At 40.5% G+C, this 11239-nt stretch carries 13 protein-coding genes; 8 read left to right on the plus strand and 5 right to left on the minus strand.

Translation table 11 applies throughout. The annotated features are described in order from the left end of the window. The first annotated feature begins 150 nt into the window (after positions 1–150). The 3 genes from KZ793_RS02715 to KZ793_RS02720 are packed head-to-tail and all read left to right on the plus strand — an operon-like array spanning position 151 to position 776. The gene (locus tag KZ793_RS02715; protein ID WP_225813284.1) at positions 151–336 is read left to right on the plus strand and encodes a hypothetical protein; all 186 of its coding nucleotides are present in this window, start codon (positions 151–153) and stop codon (positions 334–336) included. After that, positions 314–502, plus strand: a complete 189-nt coding sequence (locus tag KZ793_RS22795; protein ID WP_397443564.1) for a hypothetical protein — start codon at positions 314–316, stop codon at positions 500–502. The genes KZ793_RS02715 and KZ793_RS22795 overlap by 23 nt, the downstream gene beginning before the upstream one ends. Then, positions 435–776, plus strand: a complete 342-nt coding sequence (locus KZ793_RS02720) for a YebY family protein (protein ID WP_225813285.1) — start codon at positions 435–437, stop codon at positions 774–776. The genes KZ793_RS22795 and KZ793_RS02720 overlap by 68 nt, the downstream gene beginning before the upstream one ends. 226 nt (positions 777–1002) lie before the next feature. On the opposite strand, the gene KZ793_RS02725 is transcribed toward KZ793_RS02720, so the two are convergent. Then, entirely contained in the window at positions 1003–1245 is a 243-nt protein-coding gene (locus KZ793_RS02725) for a DUF1480 family protein (RefSeq protein ID WP_118986140.1), read from the minus strand. 660 nt (positions 1246–1905) lie between these two features. On the opposite strand from KZ793_RS02725, the gene KZ793_RS02730 reads away from it, so the two are divergent. The 4 genes from KZ793_RS02730 to htpX all read left to right on the plus strand — a co-directional run bounded on the left by KZ793_RS02730 (position 1906) and on the right by htpX (position 6512). After that, positions 1906–2403, plus strand: a complete 498-nt coding sequence (locus tag KZ793_RS02730) for a GAF domain-containing protein (protein ID WP_225813286.1) — start codon at positions 1906–1908, stop codon at positions 2401–2403. 95 nt (positions 2404–2498) lie between these two features. Then, positions 2499–3203: an RNA chaperone ProQ gene (gene proQ / locus KZ793_RS02735; protein WP_225813287.1), complete on the plus strand. Its 705-nt coding sequence runs from the start codon at positions 2499–2501 to the stop codon at positions 3201–3203. A 19-nt stretch (positions 3204–3222) separates the two neighbouring features. Continuing rightward, a complete protein-coding gene (gene prc, locus KZ793_RS02740; RefSeq protein WP_225813288.1) occupies positions 3223–5274 on the plus strand; it encodes a carboxy terminal-processing peptidase in 2052 nt (683 codons plus the stop codon). Between the two features lie 350 nt (positions 5275–5624). Further along, positions 5625–6512 (plus strand): protease HtpX, encoded by an 888-nt coding sequence (gene htpX / locus KZ793_RS02745; RefSeq protein WP_225813293.1) that lies wholly within the window; start codon positions 5625–5627, stop codon positions 6510–6512. A gap of 55 nt (positions 6513–6567) precedes the next feature. On the opposite strand, the gene KZ793_RS02750 is transcribed toward htpX, so the two are convergent. From KZ793_RS02750 to hxpB, 3 genes are all read right to left on the minus strand, one after another. Then, entirely contained in the window at positions 6568–7959 is a 1392-nt protein-coding gene (locus KZ793_RS02750; protein WP_225813294.1) for an L-cystine transporter, read from the minus strand. Positions 7960–8146: 187 nt separating this feature from the next. Next, positions 8147–8695, minus strand: coding sequence for a metal-dependent hydrolase (locus KZ793_RS02755; protein ID WP_225813295.1), 549 nt, complete (start codon positions 8693–8695; stop codon positions 8147–8149). Between the two features lie 223 nt (positions 8696–8918). Further along, positions 8919–9584 carry a hexitol phosphatase HxpB gene (gene hxpB / locus KZ793_RS02760; protein WP_225813296.1) on the minus strand — a complete coding sequence of 222 codons (666 nt, stop codon included), beginning with the start codon at positions 9582–9584 and terminating at the stop codon, positions 8919–8921. Between the two features lie 183 nt (positions 9585–9767). On the opposite strand from hxpB, the gene KZ793_RS02765 reads away from it, so the two are divergent. Further along, positions 9768–10310, plus strand: a complete 543-nt coding sequence (locus tag KZ793_RS02765) for a YniB family protein (protein ID WP_225813297.1) — start codon at positions 9768–9770, stop codon at positions 10308–10310. 58 nt (positions 10311–10368) lie between these two features. Here the strand turns inward: KZ793_RS02765 and KZ793_RS02770 are convergent, their stop codons facing one another. Beyond that, entirely contained in the window at positions 10369–11235 is an 867-nt protein-coding gene (locus KZ793_RS02770; RefSeq protein ID WP_225813298.1) for a fructosamine kinase family protein, read from the minus strand. Positions 11236–11239 lie beyond the last annotated feature (4 nt).

An 11239-nucleotide genomic window follows, 5' to 3' on the forward strand; every position in this document is an offset into this window, starting at 1 on the left:
TAAACCCTTAACCTTTTGCGACACCCTATTGACGGCGGGGAGCAGTCACTGAGTGTTGGGTACTGGTTTGGTGGATTATGGCCGTTTTTGTTATGCTTGCAATTTTTACGGATACAAAATGAATTGGCTATAGGGTTGGATAAACAGATTATGATTTCTATGATGCGTTTTTCCACATATGGTCACGTTGCTATAACCCTGATTATTATGACAGGCATCATAAGCAGCTTAATTTTACTGCCGAACTGGCCGAAATATAGCGGTAGTGAATATCCAATCCATGCTATGGCTGAAGATAGCCTTGGTGGCGGGTATGGTGATGCTTGCATTAATTAACCGCTATATCCTGGTTCCTAAACTGAAGCAACCTGGCCGCTATCAATTGTTGATTATCAATATTTCGCTCGCTTTATATATCTACATTGGTAACTATTATGAAACGTTTACTTTTATTACTTTCCTTGTTTTGTCTCTCTTTTCAAAATGTTGCTGCACCGGTTGAAACGGTGAGTAAGCTACAATTTGGTGATAAATGGGCATTTACACGGGAAGAGGTGATGTTGGATTGCCGAGCAAATAAGGCTCTGTTTGTGATTAATCCAAGTACGTTAGTGCAATACCCATTAAACGATATAGCCACAGATATGGTGAAGGTAGGGAAAGTGAATGCTAAGTCTTTGGATATTATTCTATTGGATGATAGCAAAAATCCGACTCAAAAAATGAGCATAGAGCCATTCCAACAAGCAGCTTTAGCATTGTGCGATAAAAGATAATGTCATTGAGTAAGCGATAGAGTCTATTTTGGCTTAATGGAAGATGTTGTTTTTGATTATTTATTATCCAAAAAGTTGGTAAAATGCAAGTATGTCAGCTACGCTTTAAATTGTAAGTTGTTTTACGTCTTAATGACACTTTTAGCGCACGGCTCTTAGGAGCCATTTTCCCTAGGCCGAGTAGAGGAGTCAACTCGGCCTTTTTTTGTCACAAGTTTTGTGGACATCAGACCACCCTCATAACCCATGCATGTTTTTGTCTATCATAATGTTTTCGGTAGAGAAGAATGTGTTTATCGTTTAGTAAGGCGGGAATACTGGTATGTTCATCCCATCCATCCAACTGCATACAAAGTTCGCGGTCGGAATTACAAGGAATACTAATGGTGATATCGTCCTCTTGGGAAGGTGAAGAGAGAATAGCATCATCAATTTCGTAGCTGGAAATTCTTAATTTTGTCTGGTTCATAATCATTCCTTAACTTTTAGATAACAGGTAAGACCAGTAGGGCCATCATTGAGAATAGATCAAATAGCTGAGATTTCCAGTAATAATATTTTCCGTGTTGGATAATCGGTAGATGATATTGCTGTTATAATTATCTGTTCTAAAACTTACTCTCGTCATATTGCTTTTTTTATCTCTGCCATTCTTTGACCTTTTATACATTCAGTAGGAAATATTTATTTGGTGTGGTAGTAAGGACTCAAAATGTTGGTGATGGTGTGGTAACTGTAATAATTCTATGGATAAATTGTTTGAATGTTTTGTTTTTTACTACACTACTAGTCAACTCTCAAATGAAAGAGGCTAATGAGCGACACTGTTATCAGATAATTGATCTTTATAATTGTGTAAAAACTCAATTTGATTTTATTGTATGAGGGCATAGAGGCACTAACAGTGAATCATATTCATACTGGTTGTACCTCTGATAATGTTTTGGTAAGTAGTGTGATATCTTACTAGCCTTTGCAAGTATTCAATAAATATAAGAATATTTTATTAAAGACAGTAAAAAATTTACGTCAGTGTGACAGACTGTTAACCTTATTGTTATGGGCATTTGATATTTTTTTGATGTAAAAATAGAGATGCGTTTTGTGAATTTCATCGGATAGGTCAATTATGAATAAAAATGAGTTCTATCGGGAGCTTACGGGGGACCTAAAAGCTCTGTTGTCTGGTGAGTATGACTTAATAGCGACGCTGGCTAATGCCAGTGCATTGTTGTATGAACGTTTGCATGACGTTAACTGGGTTGGCTTTTACCTAATTGATGGTGATACGTTGGTGTTAGGGCCATTTCAGGGAAAAGTTGCTTGTGTCAGAATACCTGTTGGCAAGGGGGTATGCGGAACGGCTGTATTGGAAAATCGCATCCAGCGTGTTGATGATGTTCATGCGTTCCCTGGTCATATCGCCTGTGATGTTGCTAGTAACGCTGAAATTGTGTTGCCGTTGATCGTAAACGATAGAATTATCGGTGTATTGGATATTGATAGCACGGTCTTTAATAGGTTCGACGAGAAAGACGAATTTGGCTTACAAGCCCTTATTGATGGGCTTTGTGCTCATTTAGAACAGTGCGTTGTGCCGAAATATGTTGAATTGAATGTAACTTAACATATGGATAACGTGGCATTTATCAGCAACGCTATTATAATGACGCCAGTTCATGCCTAAGCTGGTTGGCAAAACCGTTGTAATCAGGAAATTTCATGGAAAATCAACCTAAGTTGAATAGTAGTAAAGAGATAATTGCTTTTTTAGCTGAGCGTTTCCCGCTCTGTTTCGTAGCCGAAGGTGAAGCTCGTCCTTTAAAGATCGGTATTTTTCAAGATATTGTTGAACGTATTCAGGACGAAGAGTGTTTAAGTAAAACACAACTGCGCTCCGCCTTACGTTTGTACACATCAAGTTGGCGTTACCTGTATGGTGTGAAAGAAGGCGCACAGCGTGTTGATCTTGATGGTAATTCATGCGGTGAGCTGGAAGCGGAACACATTGAGCATGCTCTCCAGCAACTGACTGAAGCCAAAGCACGGGTTCAGGCACAGCGTGCAGAGCAAAGAGCTAAAAAACGTGAAGCTGAAAATGTGGCTGTGGGTGAAAAAAATGAACGGCCCACAGCCAAGAAACCAGCCCCTCGTCGCCGTGCTAATAATACTGAGGGGGAAAAACGGCAGCCACCACGCCAACAAAAGCGCCCTCAGCAAGCACGTAAACCAGTTGCTAAACCTGTTCAACCTGCACCGATTCAGATTGTCGATGTTTCATCGCTGAAAATTGGTCAGGAAATTAAAGTAAGAGTGGGTAAAAGTTCAGTGGATGCTTCTGTGCTTGAAGTCGCCAAAGATGGTGTACGGGTACAATTGCCTTCCGGTTTGGCAATGATTGTACGCGCAGAACATTTGCAGTTCTGATACGGAGGCCGACCTGGGCATGAACAAATTCGTCAGACTGGCTTTTGTTTTAGGTGTTTCAATTTTTGGTACTTGTTATGCAGATACAAACAGTCCAGTGGCTGTTCCTGTTGGTATTGAACAATTACCTATATTGAAGCAAGAACCTCAGCATTCAACAGTTAGCGAGCGGGTAACATCCCGCTTCACTCGTTCTCATTATCGCCAATTTGATTTAAATGGTGATTTTTCGGCAAAAATATTTGATCGCTACCTCAATATACTGGATTACAGCCATAACATATTATTGGCGTCAGATGTTGCTCAGTATGCCGATAAGAAAAAATTGTTAGGCAGGGAATTGGAAAATGGGAATCTGGAAATTCCGTATGACCTGTTTAATTTGTTACAGAAACGTCGCTTTGAGCGTTATCAGTACGCTTTATCGCGTCTTGAACAGCCAATGAATTTTGATGGTAACGATACAATTGATGTCGATCGTTCCAAAGCCCCTTGGCCACAGAGTGTGGAAGAGCTAAATAAACTTTGGGATGCTAAAGTTAAATATGATTGGCTCAACCTCAAGCTCAGCGGCAAAGAGGATAATAAAATCAAAGAGATGCTCACCAAACGCTATCAATCCGCGTTAAAACGTCTGACACAAAGCCAGAGTGAAGATGTTTTCCAATTGATGATGACTGCGTTTGCCCGTGAAATTGATCCTCATACCAATTATCTTTCGCCACGCAATACTGAACAGTTTAACTCAGAAATGAGTCTTTCCTTGGAAGGGATTGGTGCTGTTTTGCAAATAGATGATGACTACACGGTTATAAATTCTTTGGTTGCTGGTGGACCTGCTGCCAAAAGCAAAGCATTAAACGTGGGTGATAAGATTATCGGCGTTGCCCAGTCAGGAAAGTCTATGGTGGATATTATTGGCTGGCGTCTGGATGATGTGGTTGCGCTGATTAAAGGGCCTAAAGGGAGTAAAGTACGGCTCGAGGTTATTTCTGATACCAAAGGGGCAAAACCACGTACTGTTACTTTAACTCGTGAACAGATCCGTTTGGAAGATCGGGCTGTGAAGATGTCGGTTAAGACAATTGGTCAGGAAAAAGTGGGCGTGCTTGATATCCCCGGTTTTTATGTTGGTTTGACTGATAATGTCAAAACTCAATTACAAAAACTGACCAAACAGCATATCAGTGCTATTGTCATTGATTTGCGTAGCAATGGTGGTGGTGCACTGACAGAGGCGGTTTCTTTATCAGGCTTGTTTCTCCCAAGTGGCCCGGTTGTCCAGGTCAGAGATAATAATGGGAAAATTCGTCAGGATTCTGATACTGATGAAGTGGTGTACTATAAAGGGCCTTTGGTTGTTCTGGTAGACCATTTTAGTGCTTCTGCTTCTGAAATTTTTGCCGCAGCAATGCAGGATTATGGTCGAGCGTTGATTGTCGGTGAGCCGACTTTTGGTAAAGGTACAGTTCAGCAATATCGTTCTTTGAGTCGTATTTATGATCAAATGATGCGTCCTGATTGGCCATCACTGGGTTCTGTCCAATATACGATTCAGAAGTTCTATCGTGTGAATGGCGGCAGTACTCAGCGTAAAGGGGTTACTCCTGATATCGTAATGCCTACGGGGGTTGATCCGGCAGAAACCGGGGAAAGTTTCGAAGATAATGCTTTGCCTTGGGATAGCATTCCTCCTGCCCGTTATACAGGGTCTAAAATTATTGCTACATTGGTTCCTCAGTTGAATGCCGTTCACAATGCTCGTATTACAACTGATCCAGAATTCAAGTATATCAATGAGGACATTGCTCGCTATAAAGCGATGAAAGAGCATAAAAATATTGTTTCTCTGAACTATGCACAAAGAGAGAAAGAGAATAAAGAAGCGGATGCTCTGAAGTTGAATCGCATAAATGATCGCTTTAAACGCGAGGGTAAAAAACCGTTAACTTTACTGGATGATTTACCTAAAGATTATCAAGGGCCAGATCCCTATCTTGATGAGTCAGTGAAGATTGCACTTGATTTAGCGCACCAACCTGATGAGAAAATGTTAGCTAAATCTAAGTAAAATAATGGATTAAAGCCTGTTAATGATTAATGTCCAATATCGTTCGCTTGGGATGTTTTGAGTGAACGATGTTGGGCTTTCAGTAATATGAACAGCCTTTTTAAGGTGTTTTTTCTTTTTTTCTTTTCTGGCAGGATGAATTGTTCCACATTTTTTCAGCACTACACCGGGTATTAGAGTATTTTGTTTAAACAATTAGTGTTAGGCTAATGCGGGTTTTTTTATGATTTTGTAAAGTTGTGTTGATCTTATCGCTTAACAAGTTAAAAGCCTTGAATATAGCGAGAACAGCCTTATTTATAGAGTAGTTCTGAAATTGCATTGATTATTAATAAAGGAAGCCGGTTTTTATGATGCGAATTGTTTTGTTCCTCCTCACTAACCTCGCTGTTATGTTGGTGTTCGGGATAATACTTTCTTTGACAGGAATTCAGGGGAGTAGTGTACAAGGTCTGATGATTATGGCTGGCCTGTTCGGTTTCGGTGGAGCGTTTGTTTCCCTATTGATGTCCAAATGGATGGCCCTGCGTTCTGTCGGTGGTCAGGTCATAGAACAGCCAGCAAATGAAGTTGAACATTGGTTAGTTGAAACTGTTCGCCGTCAAGCGGAACAAGTCAATATTGTCATGCCCCAGGTTGCGATTTATGCTGCGCCTGATATTAATGCATTCGCGACCGGAGCACGTCGTAATGCTTCTCTGGTTGCTGTCAGTACCGGTCTATTGGATAACATGAGTAGGGCAGAAGCAGAAGCTGTTATTGCTCATGAGATTAGTCATATTGCTAATGGTGATATGGTGACGATGACTTTGTTGCAAGGGATAGTAAATACTTTCGTTATCTTTATTTCCCGTCTATTGGCTCAGGCTGTATCAAGTTTCCTGTCTGGCAATAGTGACGAGGAAGAGGGTAACTCCTCTGGCAATCCGATTGTTTACATGGTTGCTTCAATGGTGTTGGAAATAGTATTTGGTATTCTGGCGAGCATTATCACAATGTGGTTCTCCCGTTATCGCGAGTTCCATGCAGATGCAGGTTCTGCTAAGTTGGTCGGTCGTGAGAAAATGATCGCTGCTTTACAGCGTCTGAAAACCAGTTATGAACCGCAGGAAGAAGGCAGTATGATGGCGTTCTGCATTAATGGTAAATCAAAAACATTCAGTGAGCTGTTTATGTCTCACCCACCATTGGACAAACGTATTGAAGCGCTGCGTAGTGGGCAATACCTGAATAAATAATATTGTGAATAAAATAAAAAGCCGGGGAAAAATCCCGGCTTTTTTTACAGTTAAATTATAGCTGACTTAATTCAGCGTGTTCTTCCTGATCGAAGATAGTTTTATCAGTTTGTCCCATCAGTTGGCTGGTGATAGTACCAGCAGTCATTGAACCACTTACATTCAGTGCTGTACGGCCCATATCAATGAGAGGCTCAACAGAAATCAATAAAGCAATCAACGTTACAGGTAGTCCCATTGCGGGTAAGACAATCAGTGCCGCAAATGTAGCACCGCCACCCACACCAGCAACGCCAGCAGAGCTGATAGTGACAATGCCAACCAGTGTTGCGATCCACATCGGATCGAGTGGGTTTATGCCAACTGTTGGAGCAACCATTGCGGCCAACATGGCAGGATAAATCCCGGCACAGCCATTCTGACCAATTGTTGCCCCAAAAGATGCTGAAAAGCTGGCGATTGATTCTGGTACACCAATACGGAGTGTCTGGGTTTCGACATTCAGTGGAATACTGGCTGCACTGGAACGGCTGGTGAATGCAAAGGTCAGCACTGGCCAGGTTTTTTTGAAAAATCTAAGTGGATTGATGCCGAAGAGAGAGAGTAGAAACCCATGAGCAACAAATACTAGCGCTAGTGCAATGTAGGATGCGATAACAAAGGTCCCCAGTTTTGCAATTTCATGGATATTAGAGTTGGCGACAACTTTGGTCATCAGGGCCATAACACCATACGGCGTTAAGCGCATAACCAGACGAACCAGTTTCATTACCCATGCCTGTATAGTGTCGATAGCGGCTAATATGCGTTCCCCCCTCTCATGATCATCTTTCAACATTTGCAGGGCAGCGATACCTAAGAAGGTTGCAAAAATAACAATGCTGATAACAGAAGTTGGATTAGCGCCAGTTAAATCTGCAAACGGATTTTTAGGAATAAAAGATAAAATCAATTGTGGTACAGATAAATCAGAAACTTTGCTGACATAGTTGTTTTCGATAGCAGACAGACGTGTTGTTTCTTGGGGACCTTGAATCAGACCTTCAGCAGTCAGGCCGAACAGGTTGATAATCATGATACCGATAAGCGCAGCAATCATTGTAGTGAATAACAACGTTCCGATAGTCAGAAAGCTGATTTTTCCTAGAGAAGATGCTTTGTGTAATTTGGCGACTGCACTCAAAATAGAGGCGAATACCAGAGGCATAATGACCATTTGTAGAAGTTGTACATAACCATTACCTACAATGTTGAACCATGATATTGATTCCTTCACTATGATATTATCAGAGCCATAAATTAGTTGCAGTGCCAAGCCAAAAATAATACCAATGGCAAGACCCGCAAAAACCTTTTTCGACAGGTTCCATTGCCGTGAACTGGCTTTTGACAATAGCAAAAGCAGTGCTACGAAAACGAGCACATTCGAAATGAGTGGTAAATTCATCCCCAAACTCCAGAATTCAATTTAGTTAAGTCATAAGCTGTATTGAATCGTGTAAGTTTGTAAACGAACACATTACAACAAGCAGTTGGGGGATATAGTACCAGTTAAAATTATTCTTATTTATAACTATATCGAATTTAATATAATAAATATGACTTTTAAGGTTTATTTTTAGTCAGTCAGAGCATTAGAAATAGAGATTTTTGATACGATTTATATAAAAAAGTATAGAATATCCAATATCTTCTGGTAGGAAAACAGCAATGACGATTAATAGGGCAGAAATAAACCTTTCTGCTTTCTTATTTCCTTGCTTGCCAAGCACAGGTAGACAGAAACGTATTTTGATTGGCCATAATAACGGCACACCAGCAGGTGTTAGCATATCTGCAATCAGATGGCTCAAATAGCCAACAATCATGGCATGGAAAAAATCAGTTGGAATTAGCCACTCTTCCGGTATTTTTAGCCAAAATAAAGTAATCCCTAATATGAGAGCAAGTAAACTGTGAGTAAATCCTCTGTGACCACAGAGTTTGGCTACGGGAATGGAGATAAATCTGAATAATCTACCCAAGGTTGAATTAGGGTGATCGATATCGGGTAACAAGGCAGTAAGCAGCACCCCTGGTAGCATATGCAACAAGTCTCCATTAGCTATCTCTGGTGTTATTTCTAGCTTGTGTGCCAAGATAATGCTGGCAACTGAAAATAAAAGATGCCCTTCTGCGGTCATAAATTCCTCTGACTAATAACTGTCTATCCATACAGTCGGCGAAGTATAGTGGGTTTTATGTGGGTAAGATAGAGGGTAAAAAGCAAAAATATTTTATTTATTAATATATAACGTTAATATTTAATCAAATTTTTATTTGACAGAATAAGATATAAGCGCCATGGCTATTGTGTGAACAATAAGAAACTGCCATCGACACAGATGATGGCAGCTAAAATTATAATCAGATAATGTTCATTACAGTGAGTTGTTCGAGTGAGCGCAGTTTAATATCTGCTAAAACCCAACGTGGATCATCAAAATGATGAGCGGATGGCACAACGATTGAACGCATTCTTGCAGCTTTCGTTGCTATCATTCCATTGAATGAATCTTCTAGGGTTACACAATTTATCGGAGCGACATCTAATTGCTCAGCAGCGTGCAAATAAACTTCGGGATTGGGTTTACTGTGAGGTAATTTGGCAGCAGAAACAACAGTATCAAAATAGTGATTAAGGTTAAACATTTCGAGTACTTGTTCCAGCATATATTGTGGAGAAGCAGAGGCCAGGCCGATTTTCAGTCCTTGTTTGCGGCAAAGGTTTAGAGCATATTCAACACCTGGGAGTAAAGGACGGTTTTCTTTTACCAAATCGATAACATGGTTGGTAATTCGCTGTTCCACGTCTGATTTTGATGCCCCTTGCCAGGGAGAGGCTTGGTACCAAAGCTCTACAACCTGGTCAATGCGCAACCCAAGAGTATCTGGTAGTTTTTCTGCTAAAGAGAAATCCAGACCTAACTCACTAAATACTTCTTTTTCTCCCTGGGTCCAATAGGGTTCAGAGTCAATCAGTAAACCGTCCATATCAAAAATGGCTGCTTTTATTGGTAAATGAAAAGACATTTAAATATCTCTCTCTGGTCAGACAGTTGGCGAAAGCTGATTGTAACAATCATCAGTAGATGAAATCCTTTCCTGAACGGGAACATGGTAAGAAATGCTTAATTAAATATAAAGTTAAATTTGGTGATTGATGGGCTATGATTAGCTAAAAATAAAATCTACTTATTGCTATGAGGGGTATCGATGACTTACCAAAAAGCCGGATACATCGCTGTTATTAAGCGAGTTTTAGGTTGGGTGATTTTTATTCCGGCACTTTTATCGACTATTGTTTCTGTGATCAACCTTGCCTGGTTGCATGGCATTAAAGGTAATGGTATCAATGCTGTTTTGGATGATTTCCTGAAAATGATGGCTGAAATGGTGCGTTTTAATACCCCATTTCTGGATTTCTTCTGGAAAAATTCACCAACACCTGATCGTCTGGCTGGTTTTACCGGATCAACGCTTGGTTTTCTGATTATCTATTTTCTTATTTTTTTCGGCCTTGCTATGAGTGCGTCAGGTCAACGGATGTATAGACAAGTGAAGTTTATACGCGAAAACATTGAAGATCAGCTTATTATTGAGAAAGCTAAAGGCAATGATGGCCTGACAAGAGAACAGATGGAGTTAAAAATTAAACTTCCTCGTCATACACTGTTCAGTCAGATTTATATCTTATATATTTCACCGGTAATTATCGGTGCAATTTTTTATTTTCTATTGAAAATCTTAGGCTGGTAGATTCTCCGGTTGGCTATAGCTGCGGAATAAAGGTTTTCGCAGCTTGATTCCCCATTTATTAGCTATTTTCAGTCAAAATATTATCGATAATATTTTGAACCGCAATAAGATTATCACCGCCAAACAGATTACACCGGTTAAGTAAATAATAGAGCTGATACACAGGTTGCCGTTCAATAAAGTTGGCAGGGAGTGGCCATACGCTCTGATAGCCATCAAAAATTTGCATTGGTAAATCAGGGTATAACGGTAACATAGCGAAATCACATTCACGATCTCCCCAATAACAGGCTGGGTCGAAGGCAACGGCTTGATCATCCAACGAAGCACAATTAGCTGGCCAGAGATCGCCATGTAAGAGAGAAGGTCGTGGCTGATGGTGTTGAAGTTTGTTACTTATGGCTTGAACGATATTATCAATATCACCAAATATCATGTTTTTTTCTGCTGCGATTTGTAATTGCCAACCAACCCGCTTTTCCGCATAAAATTGGTGCCACCGTCGTTGCCAGCCATTAGGTTGTGGAGTTGTTGCCAGCATATTGTCAAAATCAAAGCCGAATTGGGGTTGCTCACTCCATTGATGAAGTTTTGCTAGTTGTTGACCGAAGCAATAGGCACTGTGAGGATCAAAAGATTTTAAAGGCAGAAATTCAAGCAATAGAAAGCTGTGGTCACGCGTGTTGCCAATACCATAAACAGTTGGAACACGGATAGTCTGGCTGCGTGCCAGGAGTTCAAGCTGTTCTGATTCTGCTTTGAAGACAGGGAGCATTTCCCGCAGGTTTGATTTGACAAAAACTTGTCGTTTTCCATGTGTGACTCGCCAAGCTTGGTGGATATCCCCTCCGGCTAACTCAGTTTTATCGTGAATTTCAGCAACCCCGAAATGTTCGTTTAACAAACGATTTACTGTCTGCCACATGGTT

Origin of the sequence: Photorhabdus antumapuensis, from assembly GCF_020387775.1 — a bacterium.
In the GTDB taxonomy this organism is placed as follows: domain Bacteria; phylum Pseudomonadota; class Gammaproteobacteria; order Enterobacterales; family Enterobacteriaceae; genus Photorhabdus; species Photorhabdus antumapuensis.

What these genes read in the sequence shown, in the direction of transcription:
- KZ793_RS02730 (WP_225813286.1), top strand. Translation starts at nt 1,906, where the DNA reads ATGAATAAAAATGAGTTCTATCGGGAGCTTACGGGGGACCTAAAAGCT.
- KZ793_RS02715 (WP_225813284.1), top strand. Translation starts at nt 151, where the DNA reads ATGATTTCTATGATGCGTTTTTCCACATATGGTCACGTTGCTATAACC.
- KZ793_RS02720 (WP_225813285.1), top strand. Translation starts at nt 435, where the DNA reads ATGAAACGTTTACTTTTATTACTTTCCTTGTTTTGTCTCTCTTTTCAA.
- KZ793_RS02770 (WP_225813298.1), bottom strand. Translation starts at nt 11,235, where the DNA reads ATGTGGCAGACAGTAAATCGTTTGTTAAACGAACATTTCGGGGTTGCT.
- htpX (WP_225813293.1), top strand. Translation starts at nt 5,625, where the DNA reads ATGATGCGAATTGTTTTGTTCCTCCTCACTAACCTCGCTGTTATGTTG.
- KZ793_RS02750 (WP_225813294.1), bottom strand. Translation starts at nt 7,959, where the DNA reads ATGAATTTACCACTCATTTCGAATGTGCTCGTTTTCGTAGCACTGCTT.
- proQ (WP_225813287.1), top strand. Translation starts at nt 2,499, where the DNA reads ATGGAAAATCAACCTAAGTTGAATAGTAGTAAAGAGATAATTGCTTTT.
- KZ793_RS22795 (WP_397443564.1), top strand. Translation starts at nt 314, where the DNA reads ATGGTGATGCTTGCATTAATTAACCGCTATATCCTGGTTCCTAAACTG.
- prc (WP_225813288.1), top strand. Translation starts at nt 3,223, where the DNA reads ATGAACAAATTCGTCAGACTGGCTTTTGTTTTAGGTGTTTCAATTTTT.
- hxpB (WP_225813296.1), bottom strand. Translation starts at nt 9,584, where the DNA reads ATGTCTTTTCATTTACCAATAAAAGCAGCCATTTTTGATATGGACGGT.
- KZ793_RS02725 (WP_118986140.1), bottom strand. Translation starts at nt 1,245, where the DNA reads ATGAACCAGACAAAATTAAGAATTTCCAGCTACGAAATTGATGATGCT.
- KZ793_RS02765 (WP_225813297.1), top strand. Translation starts at nt 9,768, where the DNA reads ATGACTTACCAAAAAGCCGGATACATCGCTGTTATTAAGCGAGTTTTA.
- KZ793_RS02755 (WP_225813295.1), bottom strand. Translation starts at nt 8,695, where the DNA reads ATGACCGCAGAAGGGCATCTTTTATTTTCAGTTGCCAGCATTATCTTG.